Source organism: bacterium (assembly GCA_035505375.1).
In the GTDB taxonomy this organism is placed as follows: domain Bacteria; phylum Hydrothermota; class Tepidihabitantia; order Tepidihabitantales; family Tepidihabitantaceae; genus UBA2258.
In genome coordinates this window covers 23,795-48,133 of record DATJQV010000033.1, presented here as the reverse complement: position 1 = coordinate 48,133, position 24,339 = coordinate 23,795, and the positions used below count along the sequence as shown (strand labels likewise).

General features: G+C 62.3%; 17 protein-coding genes. 4 read left to right on the top strand and 13 right to left on the bottom strand.

Annotated elements, in window-relative coordinates; translation table 11 throughout:
• The 7 genes from VMH22_05300 to VMH22_05270 all read right to left on the bottom strand — a co-directional run.
• Nucleotides 1–1,124, bottom strand: a 1,124-nt coding sequence (locus VMH22_05300) for a YCF48-related protein (GenBank protein HTW91106.1), incomplete at its 3' end; no start/stop codon positions are given.
• A gap of 972 nt (nucleotides 1,125–2,096) precedes the next feature.
• Entirely contained in the window at nucleotides 2,097–3,278 is a 1,182-nt protein-coding gene (locus tag VMH22_05295; GenBank protein ID HTW91105.1) for a glycosyltransferase, read from the bottom strand.
• An 81-nt stretch (nucleotides 3,279–3,359) separates the two neighbouring features.
• Nucleotides 3,360–3,749: a four helix bundle protein gene (locus VMH22_05290; protein HTW91104.1), complete on the bottom strand. Its 390-nt coding sequence runs from the start codon at nucleotides 3,747–3,749 to the stop codon at nucleotides 3,360–3,362.
• Between the two features lie 71 nt (nucleotides 3,750–3,820).
• Nucleotides 3,821–5,866: a DEAD/DEAH box helicase gene (locus VMH22_05285; protein HTW91103.1), complete on the bottom strand. Its 2,046-nt coding sequence runs from the start codon at nucleotides 5,864–5,866 to the stop codon at nucleotides 3,821–3,823.
• Nucleotides 5,867–5,888: 22 nt separating this feature from the next.
• Nucleotides 5,889–7,244, bottom strand: a complete 1,356-nt coding sequence (locus tag VMH22_05280; GenBank protein ID HTW91102.1) for a BREX system ATP-binding domain-containing protein — start codon at nucleotides 7,242–7,244, stop codon at nucleotides 5,889–5,891.
• Nucleotides 7,245–7,291: 47 nt separating this feature from the next.
• Complete coding sequence (locus VMH22_05275; GenBank protein HTW91101.1) at nucleotides 7,292–8,590, bottom strand: BREX system ATP-binding domain-containing protein; 1,299 nt, start codon at nucleotides 8,588–8,590, stop codon at nucleotides 7,292–7,294.
• Between the two features lies 1 nt (nucleotide 8,591).
• Nucleotides 8,592–9,434: a hypothetical protein gene (locus VMH22_05270; protein ID HTW91100.1), complete on the bottom strand. Its 843-nt coding sequence runs from the start codon at nucleotides 9,432–9,434 to the stop codon at nucleotides 8,592–8,594.
• 213 nt (nucleotides 9,435–9,647) lie between these two features.
• Between VMH22_05270 and VMH22_05265 the strand changes: the two genes are divergently transcribed.
• On the top strand, nucleotides 9,648–11,249 hold the full coding sequence (locus VMH22_05265) for a GspE/PulE family protein (GenBank protein HTW91099.1): 1,602 nt from the start codon (nucleotides 9,648–9,650) through the stop codon (nucleotides 11,247–11,249).
• Between the two features lie 17 nt (nucleotides 11,250–11,266).
• Nucleotides 11,267–12,505, top strand: a complete 1,239-nt coding sequence (locus tag VMH22_05260) for a type II secretion system F family protein (GenBank protein HTW91098.1) — start codon at nucleotides 11,267–11,269, stop codon at nucleotides 12,503–12,505.
• Here VMH22_05260 and VMH22_05255 read toward each other — a convergent pair whose 3' ends face one another.
• From VMH22_05255 to VMH22_05235, 5 genes are all read right to left on the bottom strand, one after another.
• Nucleotides 12,506–13,573: a M42 family metallopeptidase gene (locus tag VMH22_05255; protein HTW91097.1), complete on the bottom strand. Its 1,068-nt coding sequence runs from the start codon at nucleotides 13,571–13,573 to the stop codon at nucleotides 12,506–12,508.
• A gap of 256 nt (nucleotides 13,574–13,829) precedes the next feature.
• Nucleotides 13,830–15,722: a DNA topoisomerase (ATP-hydrolyzing) subunit B gene (gene gyrB / locus VMH22_05250; GenBank protein HTW91096.1), complete on the bottom strand. Its 1,893-nt coding sequence runs from the start codon at nucleotides 15,720–15,722 to the stop codon at nucleotides 13,830–13,832.
• Between the two features lie 191 nt (nucleotides 15,723–15,913).
• Nucleotides 15,914–16,195, bottom strand: coding sequence for a DUF721 domain-containing protein (locus tag VMH22_05245; protein ID HTW91095.1), 282 nt, complete (start codon nucleotides 16,193–16,195; stop codon nucleotides 15,914–15,916).
• Nucleotides 16,196–16,205: 10 nt separating this feature from the next.
• Nucleotides 16,206–17,558, bottom strand: a complete 1,353-nt coding sequence (locus tag VMH22_05240; protein HTW91094.1) for an AAA family ATPase — start codon at nucleotides 17,556–17,558, stop codon at nucleotides 16,206–16,208.
• 1,023 nt (nucleotides 17,559–18,581) lie between these two features.
• A complete protein-coding gene (locus VMH22_05235) occupies nucleotides 18,582–20,705 on the bottom strand; it encodes a YCF48-related protein (GenBank protein HTW91093.1) in 2,124 nt (707 codons plus the stop codon).
• Between the two features lie 144 nt (nucleotides 20,706–20,849).
• On the opposite strand from VMH22_05235, the gene VMH22_05230 reads away from it, so the two are divergent.
• Complete coding sequence (locus tag VMH22_05230) at nucleotides 20,850–21,743, top strand: DUF58 domain-containing protein (protein ID HTW91092.1); 894 nt, start codon at nucleotides 20,850–20,852, stop codon at nucleotides 21,741–21,743.
• Nucleotides 21,744–21,887: 144 nt separating this feature from the next.
• Nucleotides 21,888–23,804, top strand: coding sequence for a VWA domain-containing protein (locus VMH22_05225; GenBank protein HTW91091.1), 1,917 nt, complete (start codon nucleotides 21,888–21,890; stop codon nucleotides 23,802–23,804).
• A gap of 12 nt (nucleotides 23,805–23,816) precedes the next feature.
• Here VMH22_05225 and VMH22_05220 read toward each other — a convergent pair whose 3' ends face one another.
• The gene (locus VMH22_05220; GenBank protein HTW91090.1) at nucleotides 23,817–24,188 is read right to left on the bottom strand and encodes a hypothetical protein; all 372 of its coding nucleotides are present in this window, start codon (nucleotides 24,186–24,188) and stop codon (nucleotides 23,817–23,819) included.
• Nucleotides 24,189–24,339: the final 151 nt, after the last annotated feature.

The following is a 24,339-nucleotide window of genomic DNA, read 5'->3' as shown; positions in this document are numbered from 1 at the left end:
GCGTCGAACACGGTCAGCGGAACGTTCGCGTCCGAGTGAACCGATATGCCGTAACGTCCGGGATTGGACAGGACCCTGAGCCCTGCCCGCGGTACCACCGGAGCTTTGCCTTCGGCCACGCCCGGCGCCCACGGCCTGCCGCCGTCAGTGGTCTTGAGAATCATGCCGCCCTCGCCGACTGCATAGCCGGTATCGGCACTGGGGAAGGAGAGGCCGTTAACCGCGCCGGTGACTCCGGGCGTGCTGGTGGCAGTGACATTGGTGGGGGTATTCGTCACGCCGATGAACCCACCGGCACCGCAGACGTACGCGAAGCTGTCGGTCGCGAATGTTATGCCGTAGTAGGCAACCGGGGCGGCCGGATACGGCCCCGTCATCGCCGTGTCCCACAGTGAGGGCGGAAAGGACATCGTGTTCCGGATGACGCCCATGCCCAGGGTCTCGTCGTTGCCGATGAGGTAAGCCTTCGTGGGCGTGGTCGGCGAAGCCGCTGCGGCCACGATGGGCCCGTTGTGGAACCAGCTCTGGTCGTGCGCAAAAGTGCTGCCGTTAGTGGTCCCGAGGCAGAGACCGGAGTAACCAAAAATGATGCCGTTGTTGACGGTCGCGAAATAGGCGCCGTATCCCTTGTCCATGACTCCGCCGGCTGGCAACGACGACCAGGTAGAGCCGCCGTCCGTGCTCTTTAGAGCCGAAGCGAGGCTGTCCACGTGGTTCACCCCGATGTATCCGGTCTGACCTTTCCCGGGAAACCCCACATAGGTCAGCGGGTAGGTGACACCGGACGTGGGCTTCGTCCATGTTGCTCCGCCGTCAGTAGTCTTGATTATCGTCCCTCGGTTGCCGACGGCAACACCGTTATTGTTGTCGTTGAAAAAAACCGAGTTCAACTGGCCGATGGCACCCGAGGACTCCGCCGTCCAGGTGGTGCCTCCGTCAGTGGTCTTCAAGACGGTGCCGCCGACACCGACCGCGTATCCGACCTGTGTGCCCGCGGGAAAACAGACCGAATACAGGGCGTTCGTAGTGCCCGAGACAAGTGGTGTCCAGCCCGCGAAACTCAGTGAGCAGAGCAGCACCAAGCTGCCGATCACTGCTGCGTTGCGCCGATTTACAACGCTCATTCTTCCTCCTTTAACTGCCCTTTCTTTTGTGGGTAACTTTCTGTTGCCGGCGGCCCCTGTCGGTTCCAGCCCGATGCTGGCGCGAGCGCCCCGTCTGGAGAGCCCTTTCTTGCGCCGGCCACAATAGCGGAGCAGTAGGCAACTTATGAGTATAACCCCTCACCCCTGCCTGTCAACGATAGGGTTGCCGCCCCAAACCCGAGACAGCGTCAGCCACAGAATTCCCGGCGCGTGGAGTCAGGTCGAAGATCAGAAGCCAGGACGCCCAAACGCCCGGTCCCATGAGCAGTCGACGTGGGGACGGTTCCCAAAGACAAAGCAACCGAGAAAGTGCGAATGCCCGGGAAGGACTGCGTGCATGTGCCTTGTCCGGATTGTTGGTACTTCGCCCTTGCCACTTCGCCCTTTGCTCCGGACCAGGACCCGGGCATCCGGCCTTGGGACTTGAATGGTCAATGGCGCTTGTGCGCCTCCAATCCCCGGGGGGACAATTCAAGAAGGCACATGTGTAGTATAGCACACATCCGGCCGATGGCCGAAATCGGTCCTAACTTCCATATTCTCAATGCTCTACTCGCACTCACCGTCCCGGCCCCTCCTATGCCTCCCCCCTGGTCTGTGACTGAATCTCGCGAGACACTCCGGAGGACGCAATCACTCGAGCTTCGCGTCGAACGTCACCGGGAACGATGCGGTGAAGAATTTCAGGGACAACGACCGGAACGGCCTAGCGAGGAACTCGCGGCCCAGCGTCGCGAACAGCTACTCGCACTCGTTGCTGCGCAGTTCGCGACGCGGTCCGGGACACATGCGTCCACACCGGCGAATACAGGACCCAGGCCCCTTGCGTCGCGACTTTCCGCCGAGCCTGGCGACGGACATCCCCGCTTCCCACGAATCTCCCAGTGCAATTGTGTACGTCCGGACCGGAACGCTCCAGCCTCACTTCTGATGGTCATCGACCGTGGACGGCTAGATCAGAGATTCGAGTCGGTCCGCGAGCCAGCGCGCCTGAGAGCGCCGGTTGAACCGGTCCCGGCTCGTCTGGGCGAACCGCGCCGGGTCCTTCTGCATGTCGTCCAGCGCTGCGGCCAGCTTCCCGTCGTCAATCCCGCAGGCAACTCCCGCGCCGGCTTCGGTCACGAGCCGTGCCGCCTCCTCCGAACCTTCTCCCCACACGACAATCGGCCGCGTCGCACCCAGGTACTCGTACAGCTTGATGCCGACCGGCTGAGCGGGCTTGCCGATGTAGAGCAGTGCGCCCGCGCCTTTCATGAGCGCGCAGGCCTCTTTGTGCGGCAGGACGCCGAGCAGACGCACCTGCGGGTCGTGCTCGAACCGGCGCTGGGTCTCGCGGTCCACCCTGCCCGCCAGGTAGAGCTTCGCCTCGGGCCGCGCCCGCAGGGCCGCGACCAGGGACGCGACCTCGGCCTGATTTTGCCAGAGGTTGCCGACGTGGACGACGCTGAACCCATCGAGCTTGGCCGGCTCAACTTCGAAGTCGGTCGGGTCAAAACCATTCTCCAGCAGCTCGCAGCGTGGCCCGACCGCTCGTGCCGTGCCGTGATTAACGGCCAGAACGAGGTCCGAGTGGCCGACGAGGTAGCGGCGGAGCCGTCGCAAAGCAGTCCGCTGGTGCCGCGGCGGCAGCGCAAATCCGGCCGGCCAGGGGTCGCGGAAGTCCAGCGCCAGCGGCACGTGGGCATGGGCCTTGAGCCGCACTCCGAGCAGCAGAGCAGTGTAGGGCGGCGCGGAGGCAAATATGGCCGCGGGCTTCTCGCGGTCGACAATGTGCCGGCCCGCGACCGAACCGAACGGCAGCCATCCGACCTTGGAGTCGGGAAACAGCAGGTAGTTGAGCCGCCGTGGCCCGGCGCCGAGCCGGTGGGACATCGCCGGCGCCAGCTTCTTCGCCTTGGTCCGGATAAGATTGAGCAGCCGGTTCGGGTCGACGCTCTCGGTCCGGTAGATGCGAGAAGACTTCAGGTCGTCGAGCAGGCGCGGGTCGTAGTGGTAATAGGCAACGGGCTTGACGGTGAGTATCAACGGCTTCCAGCCTGCCTCGGGCAGGAACTTGCAGAGCTTGGTCACCCGCATCACGCCACTCAGCCCCAACGGAGGCATGTAGTAGGCAACGACCAGGAGACGACGCATCAGATGGTGAAGGGAATAACCAATGCCCAATTCCTAATTCCTAACGAATGCACCAATGACGCAACGAGCAATGGACGTGTCCTACTCGGCGTCATCGGCTGATTTCGCGCGAGTGTTCCGAATGATGGCGTTGAAGATGAGGTTCAGTTCGCGTGCTTCCCGCCAGAGCGCGCGGCCCTCTGCCCGAAGCTCAGGAGCAGCAACCACGACCATCCTCAGCCAGTGCTTGGTCTCGTGCGCCTCCTTCCTGCAGATTCCCAACTTGTGCAGGAAGTCCTTTCGAGATTCCGCATCGTCCGCTTCACAGTAGTTGGCACCGACGCTGGTCGCGGCCCGTACCAGTTGCGAGACCAGCGGCCGCGCTACCGGTGTGTCGGGGATGGTTTTCGCAAAACGTATGATGTCGGAGCCGAACTTCGCGGTTCGCTCTTCGAGGTCAAACCGTGCGGTCTTCGGTTTCGGCCCATTCACAGTTGCGGATTCTAGCGCCATGCCGCCGTGAATCAAGCCGTCCCCGGCCATTTCTCCTCACTGGTGATTCGTTAGGAACTGGGAATTGGCAATTGGGCATTGCCGCCCAGGTGCCGCCTCATCTGCGCGGTCACTTCCTCCGCCGGCAACTCCACCGGCTCCAGTCCTTTGAGGAACTCGAGCAGGCCGCGGACATCGAGCGTCAGGAGGTGGTCCTCAATCTGCAACTCCTCGGGCAGAGAACGGAAGAACGCCCCGGAGCCAAGGCTGTCCTCCAGCCGAAACAGGCTCCCGCTGACCACGTCCCGGACCGCTGACAGGCTGGGGGCCGGGAATGTCTTCGGTTTCGCTTCGGGCTTGCTGCCGGAAAGAACGAAGAGCTTGCCGTCCATGTCGCTCGTGTCCCGGCCCTGCGCGCTCAGCGCCTCGGACAGGATGTAGCCGTAGGTCGAGCCCAGAAGGTGTACGAACAGCAGTTGGTTGCCGTCCCGGAAGTAGGGAAACTGGTTCGGCGCGAGGGCCGGGAAGAGCCGCGCCTTCAGCACCGGCGCGAGTCGGTACGAATAGCCGCCGGTTCCCGTCCCTTCGAAGACCTTCGTGTTGGACGAAACCGCGGCCAGCGGCCGCACCATTATCTTCTTCTCTTTCTCGCGATGCTCGACCAGCTCCCACGAGCGTCCGGCCAGTACGAAGTGATGGAATACGAAGAAGACCGCGCCGATTTGCCGGCCGGTCGTGATGTCGTGCACGTCGTAGGTGCCGAAAGTCTTGTCCTGAATGTTTGAGTGGACCTTGCCGGTTTCGACCCGCTGCTCGGTAGTCGGGCCGTTGAAGTAGATTCCCGGCCGCTGCGCCACGACCTCACCCGAGTCGATCATCTGCCGGAACGCCCGGTCAATCGGCGCATCGCCGCCCGCAAGCGGCCGCAGGACTTTCCGCACCGATTCCCAGGTTGTACCGATGCGCCGGCGCTGGAACAGGTACGAGCAGACCTGCTGCGGTATCACCGACAGCGCCGGCGTGTAGCTCTTCTCGTACAGCCGTCCCTCGCGGGCGCATTCAAACATCGTCTCAAACAGGAACTTCTCCCATGGATTCAGGTACAGCCCGAACGCCTGCAGGTTGGACTGGCGCCGGCGATTGCCCCGCCCTATCCGCTGCAGCAGCGACGAGACATTGAACGGCGGCCGCACGAGCACCACGCCGTCAATGTCACCGATGTCGATTCCCAGTTCGAGTGTGGACGTGCAGCAGAGCAGCCCGGTCTTCTCCCGGTTCATCGTCGCCTCGACGCCTTCCCGCGCCTCCCGGGTAAGGCTGGCGTGGTGCACCCAGACCCGATTCGTGAATGGCGGGCGGTTGAGCAGCTTCGCGTATTCCTCCGCGTACGAGCGGGCATTGAAGAAACAGAGCACCTTTCGGCAGTCGCGCTTCCGCAGTTCGTCCACCACGCGCTCGGGCCAGCCATCGCCCATCGGTATCAGATCTTCATCTATCTCGCGACGACCCGGCACCTGGACCACAACCGGATCGGGAAAGTAGCGCGAGCCGATGTCGAGGTCGTCAATCGTGGCCGACAAGGCGTAGTACCGGATACCGGCGTTTACCAGCCGCAGCCGTTCGAGCAGCACGCGCAACTGGTCTCCGCGCGGCGTGTTATCCAGTAGATGCAGTTCGTCGAGTATCACAGCCGATAGCTCTTTGAATATCCGGGTATGGCGACAAAGGAGTGAATCGAACGACTCCGGAGTAGTAATCAGCATGAAAGGGAGCTTTGACTCGTCGATCGCCGGGTGGTCCCCGGTCTTGCGGGCAAGCGCCAGTTCAAGGTATTGAAGCGGCTCGGACAGCCGGCGAAACAGATCGTTGACCAAGGCGCGGGTTGGCGACACGTAGAGTATCGAGAACCGGTCACGCCGGTCCGGCAACAGCCGCTCGACCGCCGGCGCGACCACGGCTTCGGTCTTGCCCGATGCGGCCGGCGATATGACCACGAGGTTCCGACCTTCGAGTATCACCGGGATGGATTTGACCTGGACCTCGGTCAGCCGGCCGAAGCGTGAGAAGAACGGCGTCCACGTCCGCTTCAGGGCTGCGCGAATCTCGCGCTCAGTCACTGTCGGTCCGTGTTCGTCCGTGTCAGTCTTTGTTCTGGGGCAGCACGCCCTGCGCCCGGAGCCGCGTCACGTCGAGCGCCTCGACCGAGAACTTGATGAAGGCGCGTACCCCTTCGATGTTCCGGCGGGAGGCTTCGCGCAGCAGCCTCTTCTGGTCCAGGTCTGAGATGGTGAAATCCGGGTACGCCCGCCGGTAGATCATCACCATCGTAGAGAAGGCGTCGAGCAGCGCCTTGTCCTCCAAGGGCTCGAGCTCGACCCGGTGCTTGATGCGGTTCGCCAGCTTGATGTAGGCGTAGTCATAGGGACTGGGCGTGGTCGCGAAGACGAGGAGCAGCGACGGATCCCGGTAGATGTACGGCACCGGTCGCACCTGGTTATGGACCATCCGGTCGTTGATGCGCTTCAAGTCCGGGTCGTTCTGCGCGGTCCGCACCAGTCCGTCCATGAAGTTCACGCTCTTGGCAAGATACATGATGTCCCAGAGATGGGTCACCGTTTCGGCCTCATCCACCAGCAGCACAAGCCCTTTCATCCCCAGTTCCCGGGCCATCCAGCTCATGCCGGAGAGGATGTTGCAGTACAGGTCGGCGGCGGTCGAGAAGTCGTACAGCGCCGGTATCCGCTGGCCGCCCTTGACTCGGAACGGGCTCTTCTGTTCAGTCGCGTACTCCTTGGTGCTCTCTCCCTCTATCCACTGCCAGAAGACCTCGCTCTGTTGGTGGCCGGCGTCAATCCTGCCGAGCTTCGCCAGCACCGGCCCGAGGAATACATGGTCCGCCATGTCCAGCGCGGTCCCGCTGCGCAACAGGTCGCGGAACCCGTGCTCGGTCGCGTCCTTGATGTAACGCAGGTTGTGCACGACTTCGCGGTAAACGCGTTTCGGCCGGTGGGGGCTCACTTCGGCCGGGTCGAACTGGACAAGGCTCGTGGCCATCCCCGAAGCCAACGCCCGGTGATGCACGTATTCCAGCAGGTGGGTCTTGCCCGAACCGTACTCCCCCTCAACCATGAACACGTCGCCCTGTCCGCGCGCGAGACTCTCAAGGGCTGCGTCCAGCACGGCGATGGGCTTCTCGCGACCGAAGGTGAATGATTCGACGTCCTGGTGGGGTACGATCCCGAGCCGGAAAGCCTCGATCATCCGGCGCGCCTGGATGGTGTCGATCTCGACCAGCGCGGGTTGCGCCTCGCCCGGGACGAAATCGCCGATGTTGGATAGCAGCCTCACCCGCTGAGTCGGGAGCCACAGCCGCAACCCGCTCTGGAAGTGGACCAGCAGTTCGGTCCCGTGCCAGCGGCTGTCTAGAATCTCCCCTTCGCCGAACACCGGGTGCGACACCAGACGGCGCCGGCGATCCCGTACCGGTTCGGTCATGCCTGCGGCTTCAGCTTCCGTTTTCTGGATTCCGACTGCGGCCGCGCCTAGAACTCTTCCTTTTCGACCTGCTCTTTGTCGGCCACCTCAAGGCGCTGGGTGGTCACGCGCAGCAGCTTCTCCGCTTCCTTCCGGCCGAACTCGAGCGTCGGCTTGGCGCGAAGCTGATGGAACGCCTCCAGCACGCTGACGACAAAGAGCCGGCGGTACCCGACGTCGAACGCGAAGGCTGAGGCGGCCAACTCCGCCAGCGTCCGCACGATGGCGCCGCGTTTCTCCTCGGGCAGCTGCACCTCGTAGGCGTCGCCAAACAGGACGGCCAGCCGCTCGCCGAGGCGCCCGAGGAACTCGGCCGGCTCGATTCCCAGATCCTCGAGGTTGATGCGCACGCCGACCGGGTTCGTTTCGTTGAGGGTCGTGCGCAGCCTCTGCTTCAGTGCTTCGTAGACTCCGCCCGAACCTTCAAGCAGCAGGTTTTCGTCCGGCACGGCGTAGAAAACCATCGCCCCGGGCAGTCGCGAGTTGCCGCATTCGTCCACCAATTGCCGCAGGTTGTCCAGGGCCCGGCGCTTGTCGCGCGACGAGGAAATGGACATGCCGCGCTCGGCTTCGTCGAACAGCAGCACCAGCCCGGTGTAGCCGATGGCATGCACCCACTGGATGAGCGAGCGGAGCACGCGGAACGCCGTCGCCTTGTCGATCCGTTCGGAGATCCGGTGCATTGCCCGCACTTCTCGGGATACGTCCTCCCCCTTGAGCCACTGGACGACGTCGTTGAACCCCTCGCCGTCCTCAGCCAGCAGGCTGGCGAATGCACCCCGCGCGGCGTTGCTGAAGCTCGTGCTCTCGGTAGTCGGCAGGGTCTCGAGGTACTTGCGCAGGTTGTCGGTCCGGTCGTGCAGCTTGCGCTGATCGTCATGCCACTTCCTGACCACGGATTCGATGCCTTTGTCCCAGACCGCGGTCGGCGCGTCGGCGGGCCGCGGCGCAATCAGGTTGGCGGCGATGCTCTTGTAGACCAGCTCCAGCTTGTCGAACGGGCACTCGGTCGGATTGAGGCCGACGTAGGCGACGCAGTAGTTGTGCCGGAACGCGAGATTCCGGACCGTGTACAGAAAGTGAGTCTTGCCGCCGCCGTAGTTGCCGGTTATCAGCTTGAAACTGGACAGATTGAACTTCAGGATACCGTTGAGATACTCATCTTCGAGCACCCGCAGGTACGGCTCCAGCCCGACCGTGAAGTGCTCGATGCCGAACTCCGGCGGCGTGCCGGTCGAGCCGAGCTTGTTCACTATGGCCAGGGCCAGTTGTCTCTCCATCGGCGTCGCGACGCGTTCTTCGCTCATTCTACCTGCCGAACGAAATGTAGGAGTAGTGCGTGCCGCCACCCTCTTCGCTGTCCGGAACCCAGAGCGCCTTCGCCTTCTCGGTCGTGGCGTCGAAGTTGGCAACGTGCAGCTTCAACTGCACCTCACCAACCGCATACGCGCCGGCCTGCTTCAACCGGAACAGGTCGTAGCTGAACCGGACACGCGGATACTCGACGAACTTCTCCCGCGCCGGGTTCAGCCGGAAGCTCTCCGGCTGCATCAGGACGACCAGCTCCGACAGCAGGTCGAGCAGGAAAACCCGGGTTCCCTCGCCCAGACCCTTGAAAGTGCAGACCCGCTGATACGCGCGATGCGACAGTGAAAGCAGCCGGTCGGGCGGTACCGACTTCTGCCGCAGGCGGTCGTTCCACTTCCGGAGCGTCGCCGCCAGTTCCGTCGGGGCGAGCGCGATGCCGGACTTCAACTTCTCGATCTCCGGTCCCCAGTAGATGGTCGCCGTGCCCGCGTCGAAGTCGGTCCGCAAAGTGAACAGCCCGACCCGCAGCAGGGGCAGTTGCCCGCTCACCGCCATCCCGGATCCTTCAAGCCCGGACACCAGTTGGCGTCCGAACTGGAACCGGAATTCGGCCCGGCTCTGCTCAATCGCCTCCGACTCCGCCCGGAGCCAGTCGAGCATTCGCTGCCGGACCTCGGCATCGGGGAAGGCCTGGACAGCGGCACCCAGCTCGGCGATAGCGCTGGCCCGAGCGTGGACTTTCTCCATCGGCTGGGCGAGGAGACTCCGGTACGTGACAAGCTGTCGGGCCAGCTTCTGCGACTGACGGCTCAGGGACTGCAGCAGCTCAACAAGTCCTTCCATAAGCCTTTGAGTATAGACCAGATGCGGTCCTAGTCAAACGATCCCGGCCGGAGGCAGGACTTTCGACGGCAACACGCTGCTTGAAATAGCTTGACGCGTGACCGGCATGGTATGTATAATGAACAGCGATGTGGGTCCATCCTTATTCGTCCGTAATTTCCGAATCCTGCCGGCGAATAGCCGGCAGTACGCCCGACCGTGAAGGAGGCGTCTATGCCTGAAGACAAGCAGAAGCAAGGCCCCGGTGGCGGAGAGTCCGGCGCGGCACTCGCGCAGCGCTACGGTGTGCCCTTTGTTGACCTGACGAACTTCAAGATCGACTCCGAGGTACTGCAGATGTTCCCGGAGCAGTTCATGCGCACGAGACAGGTCATCCCGCTTTTCCGTGCCGGCAACACGCTGGCGGCGGCATTCGTCGACCCGGGCGACATCTTCAACGTCGACGAAGTGCGCCGCATGACCGGCATGGAGGTCGAACCGATGGTCTGCCGAGACTCCGACCTGCAGGAAGCGCTCAACCAGTACATTTCGACGGCCCAGACAGCCGACCTGCCTGATGAACCGGAATCGATGAGCCTCGACGACCTGCCCGAGGAAGAAGAGGGCACGGCCGCCGAGCTCGAACAGGCGGCGGCGCCTAGCAAGCTCGAGGAAATGGCCTCCGAGGCCCCCGTCGTCCGGTGGGTGAACCAGATGATCATCCGCGCGGTCCGCGAGCGCGCGTCCGACATTCACATCGAACCCACACGGGAAGGCCTCACGGTCCGGTACCGCATCGACGGTATCCTCCACCCCATTGTCTCTCCGAAGAAGGCGCTGCAGCTTGCCGTCGTCTCTCGTATCAAGATCATGTCGCGCATGAACATCGCCGAGAAGCGTCTTCCTCAGGACGGCCGCTACGGCGCCCTGGTCGACGGCCGCGAGATCGACTTCCGCGTATCGACATTCCCGACAACCTACGGCGAGACAGTGGTCATGCGTATCCTTGACCGGCTACGCCTGCTCTCCCTCGACGAGCTCGGCCTGCAGGGCGAAACGGCGGTCCTCATGCGAGAGATGATCGCCAAGCCGCACGGCGTCATCCTCGTGACCGGCCCGACCGGCGCGGGCAAATCCACGACCGTGTACGCCATCCTGGGCGAGATCCGTTCCGGCGACAAGAACATCATTACCATCGAGGACCCGATCGAGTATGACATGGACAAGGTCTGTCAGTCCATGGTCAACGAGCGGGCCGGGTATACTTACATGGTGGGCCTGAGGCACATTCTCCGTCAGGACCCGGATTGCATCTTTATCGGCGAAATCCGTGACGGCGAGACGGCCGGCGTCGCCATCCGCGCCGCGCTGACCGGCCAGCTCGTGTTCTCGACCATCCACACCAACGACGCACCGGGCACCGTCACCCGTCTCATCGACATGGGTATCGAGCCATTCCTGGTCGCGTCCGCCATGGAAGGCACGGTCGCGCAGCGGCTGGTGCGGCAGATCTGCCCGAAGTGCAAGGAAGACTACGACCCGCCGGCCAAGCTGCTTGAGGAACTGGAGTTGCCGCCCGGTACCAAGTTCTACCGGGGCAAAGGTTGCGAACGGTGCCGTAACACCGGCTACCGGGGCCGAATCGGTATTTTCGAAGTGATGAAGATCAACGACCGCCTCCGCGAGATGATAGTCACGCGGCCGCCGACCGCCGCCATTCGCGCGCTGGCCCGTGAGTTCGGCATGAAGACGCTCTGGGAAGACGGCATCTCCAAGGTCGTCTCCGGCGTCACCACCATCGAAGAACTGATGGATGAAGCCGAACGGACTGAGTAACTAGAGGAGCGAAGGATATGCCAGTATTCCGCTACAAAGTCCGCGACAAAGAAGGTAAGATCATATCCGGCACACTCGAGGGCGGCGACATCAACACGATCGTCGAACGCCTCGACTCGTTTCAGTACGTGCCCATTACGATCCGCGAGGAAAAGAAGTCGGCCAACATCAGCATCGACATCGGCCGCTTCTTCGAGCGAACCAAGCCGGTTGACCTCATCAACTTCACCCGGCAGTTCGTGACCCTGCACCGCGCCGGCCTGCCGATGCTCTCGGCCATCGGCGCGCTGCAGGCCCAGACCAAGGCCAAGCCGCTCGCCCGCGCGCTCGACGCGATCCGCAAAGACCTGATGGGCGGTACCGCGCTCTCGGCGGCGATGTCCAAACACCCCCGGGTTTTCAACGAGATCTACGTCAACTCCATCTGGGCCGGCGAGACGGGCGGTGTGTTGGACGACATCCTCGACCGTCTCTCGCTGCTGCTGGAGCACGATCGCAAGCTGGGGTCGGACGTCGGCGCGGCGATGCGCTATCCTATCATCCTGATGGTGGGTTTCGTCGGCGCCATCGTCGTACTCGCGACGTTCGTGCTGCCGAAGTTCACCATGCTGCTCACTCAGGTGGGCGGCAAGATGCCGCTGCCGACGAAGATCCTCATCGCCTTCACGAACTTCATGTCCCACTTCTGGTACATCCTCCTGCTGCTCGTCGCCGGTACCGCGATCCTGTTCTACCTGTTCATCCGGACGGCGGCCGGACGCCTCTGGTGGGACCGGCTTAAGCTGCGGATACCGGTATTCGGGCCCATCTTTTACAAGATGGCGCTCTCGCGGTTCGCGCGGATGTTCGAAACCCTGGACCGCACGGGACTGCCCATCCTGCGCAGCCTGGGCCTGGTTGCCAAGACCGTCGGCAATTCCTACATGGGCGCAGCGGTCGACAAGCTGTCGGAGTCGGTCCGCCGCGGTCGCGGCCTGGCCGCGCCGATGCGGGAGCTCGGCGTGTTCCCGGTCATGGTAGTTCAGATGGTTGCGACCGGCGAGGAATCAGGTGCTCTGGACGAGATGCTCAAACAGGTATCGGACTACTACGACTCGGAAGTCGAGTACGCGGTCAAGAACCTGACCGCGATGATCGAGCCGATAATGATTCTCTTCATGGGTATCGGCGTCATCTTCCTGATCATCGCCATCATCATGCCGTACCTGTCGATCCTGACCAGCTTCGGGTCAGGTGGCGGCTACGGAACGCATTAGCTAGAAAGACCGCAGACTCTTACTGACCGCCTCATCGAGGTTCTCGATGATGGCGGTCAGGAGTTTTACGGTCGCGTCGTAGTCCGTTGCGGAGATGATGCCGGTGTGGGCGTGGATGTAACGGGTCGGCCAGCCGATGGCGAGCGACGGCACACCCGAACGATGGATGTGAATAACGCCTGTGTCATACCCGCCGCGCACGGTCGTCAGGTGGTACTTGATGCGCTTCTTCTCAGCGAGGTCAATCACCCAGTCGCGCAGCCGCGTATTGGGAATCATCGTGCTGTCGTGGACGAGGATGGCGGCGCCGTTGCCCAGCCGCTCGGTCACGCCCTTACGAGCCTTGTCCGGGTGCTCGTAGCAGAGCGAAACGTCGAGCGCCAGCGCCACGTCCGGCTGCACCACCTCGGCCGCGGTCCGCGCCCCGCGCAGGCCGACTTCCTCTTGCACGCTGCCCACCAGGAAGACGGTGTTCGGGTGCTTCTTCCCCTCCAGCGCCCGGGCGGTCTCAATCACGATCCCGCAGCCGCCGCGGTCGTCCCACGCCTTGGCCATCATCAGGTTCTTACCGAGCTCGACGTAAGGTGATACCGGCACGATCGGGTCGCCGGGACGCACGCCGAGTTTCATCTTGACGTCGAACCCCTCGGCGCAGCCCAGGTCGATGAACATCCGGTCGATATCCGGCAGTTGTTTCTTCTCCTCATCGGACAATTCATGCGGCGCTTTCGAACCGATGACCCCGGGGAAATCGCCCTTGCGGGTCCGCACCAGCACGCGCTGGCCGAGCAGCACCTGCGGCCACCAGCCACCGATCGGCAGGAATCTGACATAGCCATCGGTGGTGATGGACTTCACCATAAACCCGACTTCGTCCATGTGCGCCGACACCATGATGCGCGGCCGCTCGGACGAGCCGGCGACCTTGCAGACAACGCTACCCAGGCCGTCGCGGGCGACCTTGCCCGCGCCGGCAAGTTCCCGCGCCATGATGTTCGCCGATTCGGTCTCAAAACCCGACGGTCCAAACGCCTCGGTCAGTTCACGCAGAAGTTTTCTGTCAGCCACATTTGCCTCCCGGTTATGAAGTTATGCTGTCCCTCAATAGGCTGTTCTTACGGTCCTCGGCTTCAATGACCAAGTCTCAATTCCTAATGACCAATCAATTCTCAATGACCAATGACCGAAAGGCGAGCCGGATTGGTGCTTCGTCATTTCCTCATTGATTAGGGACTGGCAATCAGGAATTCATCCTCGGTCATTTCCTGGTTCGTTGGGAATTAGGAATTGGGAATTAGAAATTACGTATAGCGACCGTTGGTCGCTACACGTCAAGGTTCTCGACATGCGCCGCGTTCTTCTCGATGAAGTCACGGCGCGGCTCGACCTCGTCGCCCATCAGCATCCGGAACACGGCATCGGCCTCGGTCGCGTCTTCCATCGCGACGCGCTTGAGCGTCCGCTTGTCCGGATTCATGGTCGTCTCCCAGAGCTGCTCCGGGTTCATCTCGCCGAGGCCCTTGTACCGCTGGATGTCGAACGCGGTACCCTTGTTCTTGCTGGAAAGGCTCGCGAGGGCCTCGTCGCTGTACAGGTAGTTCTCGGTCTTGCCCTGCTTCACTTTGTACAGCGGCGGCTGGGCGATGTAGACGTAGCCCGCCTCGATCAGCGGCTGCATGAACCGGTAGAAGAACGTCAGCAGCAGGACCCGGATGTGGGAACCGTCGACGTCCGCGTCGGTCATGATGACAATCTTGTGGTAACGTGCCTTCTGCGCGTCGAAGTCCTCCTCGCCGATGCCCGCGCCGACCGCGGAAATGAGCGTGCGGATTTCGTTGTTCGAGAGTATCTTGTTCAGGTTCGACTTCTCGACGTTCAGGATCTTGCCGCGCAACGGCAGTATTGCCTGGAATTCCCGGTTCCGTCCCTGCTTGGCCGAACCGCCGGCCGAGTCGCCCTCGACGATGTAGAGTTCGCTTGAGGCCGGGTCCTCGCAGGAGCAGTCGGCGAGCTTCCCGGGCAGGCTGTCGGACTCGAGCAGCGAGCGCCGCCGGGTCAGGTCGCGCGCCTTCCGCGCCGCCATCCGCGCCTTGGCCGCGGTCAGCACCTTCTCGACAATCCGGTTCGCAAAGCGCGGGTTCTCTTCGAAGTACTGGGCCAGCTTCTCGTTCACCACCGTCTCGACCACGCTCTTGGCCTCACCGTTGCCGAGCTTGGTCTTGGTCTGGCCCTCGAACTGCGGGTCGCCGATCTTGACGGACACCACCGCGGTCAGCCCCTCACGGGTATCCTCGCCGGTCAGCTCGTCCCCTTCCTTCAGGGCGTTGGACTTGCGCGCGTACTCGCCGAGCGTACGCGTGAGCGCCGACTTGAAACCGGAAAGGTGGGTGCCGCCCTCGTGGGTGTTTATGGTATTGGCGAACGAGAAGATCGACTCGACGTAGCCGTCGTTGTACTCGAACGCCACGTCGACGTGCATTCCGTTCCGGTCCTCCTCAATCATCACCGGCTTGTGCAGCGCAGTCCGGCCGGTGTCGAGGAACTTCACGAAGTCAGCCAGGCCATTCGGGTAGTGGAACGTCTCCGACGTGCCCGTCCGCTCATCTTTCAGGTTTATCTTGATGTCCTTGTTCAGGTAGGCAAGTTCGCGCATCCGCGCCTGGATGACCTCGCCCTTGAACTCGACCTTCTTGAAAATCTGCGCGTCGGGCTTGAACCGGATGAGGGTTCCCTGCAGCTTCGTCTTGCCGATGACCTGCAGGTCGCCCTGCGCCTTGCCGCGCTCGAAGTCCATCCGGTAAGCCTTGCCGTCCCGGTAGACCTCCGCGGCCAGGTGCTCGGACAGCGCGTTCACCACCGACACACCCACGCCGTGCAGCCCGCCCGAAATCTGGTAAACCTTGTGCTCGAACTTCGCCCCGGAATGCAGCACGGTCAACACCACGTCGAGCGCCGACCGCTTCTCGGTCGGATGCATGTCCACCGGAATGCCGCGGCCGTTGTCCAGAACCGACACCTCGTCATCCGAGTGGATTGTCACGGTTATCTCGTCGCAGAAGCCGGCCAGCGCCTCATCAATCGCGTTGTCCACCACCTCGTAAATCAGGTGATGCATACCCCGGACCCCGATGTCGCCGATGTACATCGCGGGCCGGTGCCGGACAGCTTCGAGACCTTTTAAGACATGGATTTGTGCTGCATTGTAGGCTTCTGCCATGGGGCCTTATGATACTCTCTGACGCCTAATAATCAAGCTCAATTTCGCCTCTGTAGGCCGGCATCCCGGCTCGTTTCTGCGACTCTGCATTCTCGTCTCTGGTTTCTGAATGCTGGTCTGTCCTTGCTTATCATCTTCACCCTCGCTTCGCTCTCCCTCTACTCACTGAGGAGAGGCATGGGCGTGAGGAATCAATGCGCGGTGCGTGCGCGTCCGAGCACGAATCGTACGTCGCTGACCAACCCCGCTCCCATGCGCGTCTCGATCTTCCTCAGCAGTTGCGGCTTCAGGAACCGGAGCTGCGTCATCCACGCCTGGCTGTCGGCGATAACCACGAGGGTGCTGCCATCCACCTCAAGCGCGCGCGTGTGTGCGGCGGTTTTCGGCCCGGCTATCTCCGGCCAAAGCGTCACGGCCCGCTGCGAGGCCAGCACCTTGTCGAGCTTCAACCCCTTCAGGACGCGTGGCAGCACGCTACCTACGCTACGAAAGCTCCGAGACCTTCCCTGCCTCGACATGGAATTCCTTTCCGCCAAAGGAATCAAGGGGTCCAGGATTCGAGGGGTCAAGTGAAACAGAGCTATCCCGGCACGAGTCCGCGTCACTAGAATCCTTGAATCCTCGAATCCTTGAATCCTGCATTCTTCTCGCTGCTGCGTACACCATCTGCCCTCTCTCCGCCACCATCGCGAGCACCATCCGGCTCCGCTGCTCATCCAGCTCTGACGCGACCTCGTCCAGCAGAAACACCGGCCGTTGCCTGCCTGCGGAGAGAATCATGTCCGCCTCGGCCAACCGCAAGGCGATGCCGGCCAGCCGCTGCTCGCCGACGGAGCCGAACTTCCGTAACTCGCGGTCGCCCCGCGCGATTCTGATGTCATCCCGATGCGGCCCGACCAACGCGTGTCCGAGGGCCCGCGCCCGCTCGCGCGTTGCCGCCAACCTCTGCCGGAATGCGTCAGCGAGGGACATGACCGAATCCTTCGAGGATTCGGATCGTGTCCCGATGTTCTCGACACTCGACCTGTAGCTGAACATCGCCCCATGTCCTGCCAACCGCTCATAATGTTTCACCGCGTTCTCAAGCAGTTCACCTACCTTCGCCAGCCGCGACTCATACACTGGCACGCCCGACAGCACCAACTCCTCCTCCCAAGCTGCCAAGTCGGCTAACGGCTCACGGCTAACGGCTGACCGCTCCAGAAGGCGATTGTATTGGCTGACAGCCCTTCGGTACCCGGCGATCAGCGCGATGTAACTCTTTTCCTCGTCGCGCATTCCGCCTCTCGCCGTTCGCCCTTCGCCTTCCGTCTCAGCCATTCTAGCTTCCAGACTCTCGCTTCTAGCTTCTAACTTCGTCCTGCCCTTGCCGTTGGCTCTTGGCTCTGGGCTTTTGGCTTTTGACTTGTCTCCTCCTTCCGCCTTCGATATGGCCATGTCGAGGAAGCTTCTCCTGATTCCCGGCGCGCCCTTCACCAGCTCGATATCCTCCAGCAGCAGCACGACCACGGGCAGCCACCCAAAGTACTCCGACAACTTGTCCACCGGGATGTCGTTTCTCAGTATCCGCTTCTCGCGGCCGTCAAACCTTATCTCGGCCCGCTCGCCACTCTCATCCTTTCCGGAGACGACGAGCACGTCCCTGCCGAATCCGAGCAGCTCCGCATCCGGGCATCGGCGGAACGACCGGCCGATGGCCAAGTAGTGGATTGCCTCAAGCAGGTTCGTCTTCCCCGCGCCGTTCGGCCCGAACAGGTAGTTCGAGCCCTCGGCGAAGTCGACGGATGTAGGTTCGAGATTCCTGAAACCTCGCAAACTGATGCTCGCTAGCGCCACGCCTCAATCTAGCGGAAACCGCTCCTCAATCAAGCCGGGCCGGAGAGGATAAACCGCAGATGACGCAGATGGCACAGATGTGAGAACCGCCAAGACGCCAAGTTCGCCAAGGCTCGGACCAGACTATCCACAGATCCCGCAGATGGACGCAGATTGAGTCCCGAATCGAATCCGGTTCTGGCGTCGTCGCGGGCAGCACTTGCCAGTCGACAAGCGGACAACCGCCCTGCGACTCCCGCCAATCGACACTCGACAATCGGCAATCGAAAATGCCGCTGAATGCGCCGTTAGAAGCTCCTCTGAAAGCTCGGCAGAGAGCTCCCTTCAAAGCTCCCAAGAAATCTAACTCGAGAGCTTACTTCATCGCTTATCACATCGCTCGTTTCAGCGCTCGCCACATCGCTTCGCGCATCGCTCGTTTCAAGGCTCAGCGCATCGCTTCTCGCATCGCTTGCCTCAAAGCTCCGACGAAAGCTCGCGTCAAAGTTCTTCTGAAAGCTCAGCTCAAAGCTCATTTCAAGGCTTGTTTCATGGCTTCTTCGAATGCTCCTTCGAAGGCTAGCCCCCGGGCGACCCCTATATGCGGATTCTCCGCGACTCGACAGTGCTTAACCGACCGAGAGCAATTGAGTTACGCTCGATTGGCTGGAGTCACTAAGTCCTCAGTTCTTTTTGCCCTCTCGCTGATCTCGAAATCCACTTGCGCGCTGGCCTTGACTCCGACCCGCGCGCGAACAACATCCAGACTGATGCAAGGCCAAATCGGGCCAAACCCGACTTCTCCTTCCCTGCTCGGAACATCGTCCTCAGGTCCGGACGCGAATCCTCCATCCTCCGACCTCGGTCCTCTTCCCGGATTCCTCTCTCCTCATTCCTCAGTCCTCTCTCCTTCTCTCGCCTCCGTCTTCCTTCCTCCGTGTTCTGCCGCGGCTCGGACCCTGCCGTGCTGTCGAGAATCCGCACAGAAGTGTTCGACGCCATCGCGCCAAGGCCGTAGACGCTGGTGGAGGGCAGGCTAGCTGGCTAGTGCTGGACCACGAGACGGACAGCAGGGACTGCGCCCGTGTGGACGAAGTAGACTCCGCTCGGAGTGTCACGCATGTCGAGGTCCAAATATCGCGCCCCGGCTCGCACCGAGACTGCCTGCCTCACGCGTCCGGCAGCATCGACCAGCTTCACCTGCGTCGGCTTGGACAGCGGACTTGAGAACTCGACAGTCGCTCGAACCCGGCACGGATTCGGCCGCACTGAAACGGCGAAGGGCCGCCCGCGCGGACTGACATGCTCGCCTGCCTCGTTCACGCCTATCGCCCAGTCGCCGAAACCCAGCACGAGGCCATACTGCCCTACTGCCCAAGCATGGGTGCTGTCGAGCATACACACGTCATAGAAGTCGGACGTGAATTCGCTTGAGTCCCTCACCCATGTCTGCCCCGCGTCACTGGTACGGAGAATCAGGCCGTGCAGGCCGACTATCACACCGTGACTCGAGTCGCAGAAGGCGATTGCCTGCAGCCCGCTATCAGCAACTGCGCCCTCCCAGGTAACCCCGCCGTCAGTGGTCTTGAACAACTCTGAATCGGAGATCGCCCAGCCGGTGGTCAGAGTCGTCATCTTCAGGCGCTTCACGTTGAGACCCGTCGCGATGATGGTCCACGAGTCGCCGCCGTTGGCCGTGAGACGGATGTCCTTGCGCGAGTCAATGGCCCAGCCATGAAGCGTGTCGACGAAGCTGATGTCATACGGCTCTTGCCTGTCCGAGACGACGCCCAAGGTGTCCATGTCCAGCCACGTCACGCCACCGTCGGTGCTGCGCAGAGAGTTGCCATTGGGCGTACGCAGCCCTGCATGCCACAGGTGACCACCTTGGCGAGCTATCCTGGAGGAGCCGATCGGGCCGTCCCAGTCGTTCTGCATGTCTACGAAACGCGTAGTGTCCCACGACACGCCGGCGTCGGACGTGCGCAATGCGGCGAAGTAGCCATACCAATAGTAGCCCATCTCGGTATATCGGCTGTATCCAAGGCAACAGACAGCGGTCGTGCTGTTGATCGCGGCGATGCTTGTGTATGGATAACCCCAGCTCACGGACACCGAGACATCGCTCCATGACCGGCCGGCATCAGTGGTCTTCAGAACAAGGCCGCCGTAGCCAGATGCCCAGCCGTGCGTGCTATCTGAGAACTGCACGTTGCTCAAGATAGTGCCATTCGAAGCCCGGCACAATTGCCAAGTCTGGCCGCCGTCAGGTGACTTCCATACGGCACCTCCGCAACCGCAGATCCACGCGCAGTCACCACGGACTGCGTGTACGTCGTAGAGCGACTGTGTTCGGCTAAAACTGACCCAATTCAGCCCACCATATTGATACCAGCCGCAACGCTTCTCCTCAAGCGCAAACACACGGCCATTGGAAGCCACATCGCAGCCACGGATAGGCGATTGGTTGACAGACGAGAGAGATGCCCAACTCCCGCCACCATCCGCAGTCGCGGCCCAGCAGTAGTAGTGTGGGTCCGGGTTGTGCGGTTCACCATAGTCCTGCTCAAAGCCACAGATGCCAGTAAGTGTATCGGCAAATCCGAATTCGTCGCACGCAATCACCCAGTCGGGGTTGGGTAGATTACCGCGACCCACCCAACTCACGCCCCCATTTCGCGTACTCATCACGGAGTCGCACTGGCCTGCCCAGCCGTGTAGCGTATCCAAGAACCAAGGATGTCCCGGGGGATACCATTGGTACCAGGTCAGCCCTGCATCGTTGGATCGCAGAAGGAACGAACTGTCGCGGGCGGCGATGTAGACACTGGAAGCTGACAACCAGCGAATTCGGTTTCCGCTATGTGGGACGTTCATCGAATCCCACCTGGCGCCATCGTCGGTAGTACGATATACGATACCACCCTCGGCAGTGACAAGCCCAAGGCTCTGGTCCCAGAACTCGACATCAACGAGATTGCGGGTGGTGAATCGGGGAACTCGACGCCAGTGCTGACCGTTGTCCTCCGAATAGAAAAACAGGCCATCCTGCCCGACTGCCCAGACAAAGCTGCCGACGCTTGATATGCCCGACAGCTTGCCGCCGGACAGGTAATGCCATTGCGCGGCGGCCGCTGTCGCCGCGATGACGCAGACCGCGAACAGCACAACGCGTCTCAGAAACTCCTCCGGTTATCTAAGTCAGTTTAACTGCCACCTTGGCAGTGTCAACCAGCGAGACTCACCGTGCCAAACAAGTCAGGACTCGTGCCGCGTTTGCGGATGCTGCGTTCTGCGGTAGACTAGTGGCCCGTGCCTGATACCACGCGCTTTCTGAAACCCGAAGTCGTCGCCAAGCTGAAGGGCATCGACCTGAAGGCGCGGCTGGTGGTCGAGGGTTTCCTCGCCGGCCTGCACCGTTCTCCATACAAGGGCTTCTCGGTCGAGTTCACCGAGCACCGGCCGTACATGCCCGGCGACGAGCCGAAGCGGATTGACTGGAAGGTCTACGCCAAGACCGACCGGTTCGTCATCCGCGAGTACGAGGAAGAGACCAACCTGCGTGCCTACCTCGTCCTCGATGCGTCGGGCTCGATGGCCTACACGACCGGGAAGGTCACCAAGCTCGAGTACGCAAACTGCCTTGCCGCGAGCCTCGCCTACCTGCTATTGCACCAGAAAGACTCGGCCGGTCTCATCACCTTCTCGGACAAGATAAACACCTACGTGCCGCCGCGCAGCACGCCTGCTCATCTGAATGCGCTCCTGCGCCAACTCGCGGCCGTGAAGCCCGGCGGCGATACGAACATCGCCGGCACCTTCCATCAACTGGCCGAACGGGTGAAGCGCCGCGGCCTCGTCATTATCATGTCGGATTTGTGGGATGAGCCGCAGGCCGTGCTGACCGCGCTGCGCCACTTCCGGCACAAGAAGCACGAGGTGCTGGTCTTCCACATCCAGGACCCGAACGAGCGCGAGTTCGCGTTCCGCAACCCGGTCGTGCTCAGGGACATGGAGACCGGCCGCGAACTGACCGTTGACCCACGCGTGCTGCGCGAGCAGTATCAGAAGGACTTCGACCGGTTCTTCGCCACGTTCGAGCGCGGCTGCCGCGAGGCCGCGATTGACTATCACCGGGTAACGACCGACACGCCGTTCGACCGAGCGCTGTTCTCATACCTGGAGAGACGCAGCCGAATGCGGTAGGGAGAAGAGTACGAAGTATCAAGGACAAAGGACAAAGCAAGCAGGAAAGGACAAAGCGGTGAAAGTCGGACGGGTCGCCTTTGTCCTTTCCTCTTTCCGGGTTGCTTTGTCCCTACCACTTCGTCCTTTGTCCTTTCTTAGCTGATGGGTTTCTCAGCGCCCTCTCTCTTGCCGCTCGCCGCGCTGGCCGCGATTCCTGTCGTCATTCACATCCTCAGTCGCCTGCGGCTCAGGCGTGCTGAGTTTCCGTCGCTGCTCTTGCTCACGACCGTCCGGCGCGAACGGTTCTCGTGGCTCCGGCTGAAGGAGTTGCTGCTGCTTATCTTCCGCACACTCGCACTGCTCGCGCTGCTGCTCGCGCTGGCCCGGCCCTATGTCCGGCACCGCCTGCCCGGACTCGGCCGGTCGAACGACCTGATTGTCGTGCTCGATGACTCGTACAGCATGGGGCCGCAATGGCAGCGGGCGATTGCAGCAGCGCGGGAACTCATCGGTTCGCTGGGGCCGGGGCGACGGGCTGCGCTTGCCAGGGCGAGTGACCAGTTGCCGGTTTCCGGTTTGCAGTGGCAGACGCCGGGTACGCTGCTGCCCGTGCTTGACTCGCTGAAGCCGTCTTATTCCGCGGCGATACTGGAGCCCGCTTTGAGGCGTGCGGTCGAGTTCGCCCGGCCCGCACACGCTGATGTCGCGGTCGTTACCGACCTGCAGGCCCGCGCGATGCCCTCCAACTGGCGACCGCCGGCTGACGTACCGGTCCTGCTCGCCGCGGTCGCTCCGCCGGATGCGGACAACGCGGGCGTTACCCGGCTCTACACCGAGGAACGTTTCCCGGTCGCGGGCCGGGCGACGCGCATCAAGGCTGACTTCGCCAACTACGGCCCGCACCCGGCAACGCGTACCGCGGTTCTGACCCTCGGTGACCACCACGAGGAGCAGGCCGTCGCCATCAAGCCGCACTCGTCCGCGACCGTGACCTTTGAGACCGCGCTCACCGATTCCGGGTATCACGTCGCGAAGGTGGAACTGCGCGGCGATTCGCTCGAAGCGGACAACACGCGCTGGCTCGCGGCATACCAGCCGCAGCGCATCTCGGTGCTAGTGGTGGAATCGCCCGCCGCCCCGGCGCGGTATCTGGTCGACGCGCTTGGTGCGGACTCTTCGTCGGTCTTCAGTCTGACCACAGTTGCCGCGACCGATTTCGGCCGCTACGACCCGCGCCGGTTCGGGGCAGTCGTCGTCACCGATGCTGCCGCGCTCAGCCGACCCGACTGGACTCGGCTCGACTTCTTCCTTCAGTCCGGCGGCTCGGCCCTGGTGATGTTCGGTAATGCTCCCGCGGATTCGTCGCTGCTGGCCGGACGCATCCGGTTTCACGGATTGTCGCAACCCGCCGGATTCGTCTCGGTTGTCTCGGTGGACACGACCCATCCTGTGATGGATATCATCGGTGCTGCCGGCCTGTCGTCAGCGCGTTTCTTCACTCATGCCCGGTTGGACCCGGCCGGGGCCCGGGTTCTTGCGCGGCTATCGGATGGCGAGCCGCTGATGTTGGATGCGGAGAACGGCCGCCTCGTCCTGTGGGCGTTCACTGCCGTGCCAGACTTCACCGACCTCGTGTTCAAAGCTCCGTTCGTGCCGCTGCTCCACCGGACTCTGCTCTACCTTACCAGCGGACCGCTGCGCGCCGAGTATCTTGTCGGAGATACAATCCACGCGCCGGTCAGCGGTTCGGGTCCGGTCACGGTTTCGACGCCGGCTGGTCGCTTGAGCCAGACACCCGAACCGGGAGCCGGACGTGCCGAGATCGCGCTGACCCGGACCCAGCAACCCGGCATCTATCTGGTCGACGACCGGCCGTATGCTGTCAATGTCCTTGCCGCCGAGGGCGACCTGTCGCCTTTCCCGGCAGATTCACTCAAGACGCTTGGCTATCAGGTCCTGCCTGTTTCCGCCGATCGCCAATCGCCGATCGCCAATCGCCAATCATCCGACCTGTCTCCGGTGTTGCTCTGGCTCGCAGCATTCGCCTTCGCCGCGGAACTGCTGCTGCTGGCTTTCTAGTTGGGTTAAAGACTAGAGCAGGACGCCGGTGTGTAGGTAGTCTACGTACCGGTGGAAGATGGTATCGTCTTCCAGCAATGCCACTCGGGCAACAATCACGGTGTTGGCCTCGGCGGTGACTTTCATGCCATAGGCCTGGTGGCCGGGTTCGCGCACCGTGTACCCGATGTCATACACTTCCTCAGCCTTCTGGTAGCCACGGCCCGTCACCTGTTCAAGAAACCAAGCGAGGTTGTCCGCCACAACGCCCAAGGCGTGCATGGGCAGGACTTGCTGCATCAGGGGAATCTTGATGACCTCGCCTCCGGTCGCGCGCGCGTCCACAACTTCGGCGCGGTCGAGGTCCACGAACTGGCGCAGCAGGCCGAGTGAAGATGAGTCCATCTGGGAAAAATCTACTGACTGCCCGCCGCTGAGTCAAGAAAGGACGGCGGCGCGGTGCAGAAGTCCGAAGCTCGAAGGCTCTGATGTCCAACCGCACTCCGACCCGGCGTTTGGCCATTCGGGGTTCGGTCTTGATTCGTCATTCGCCATT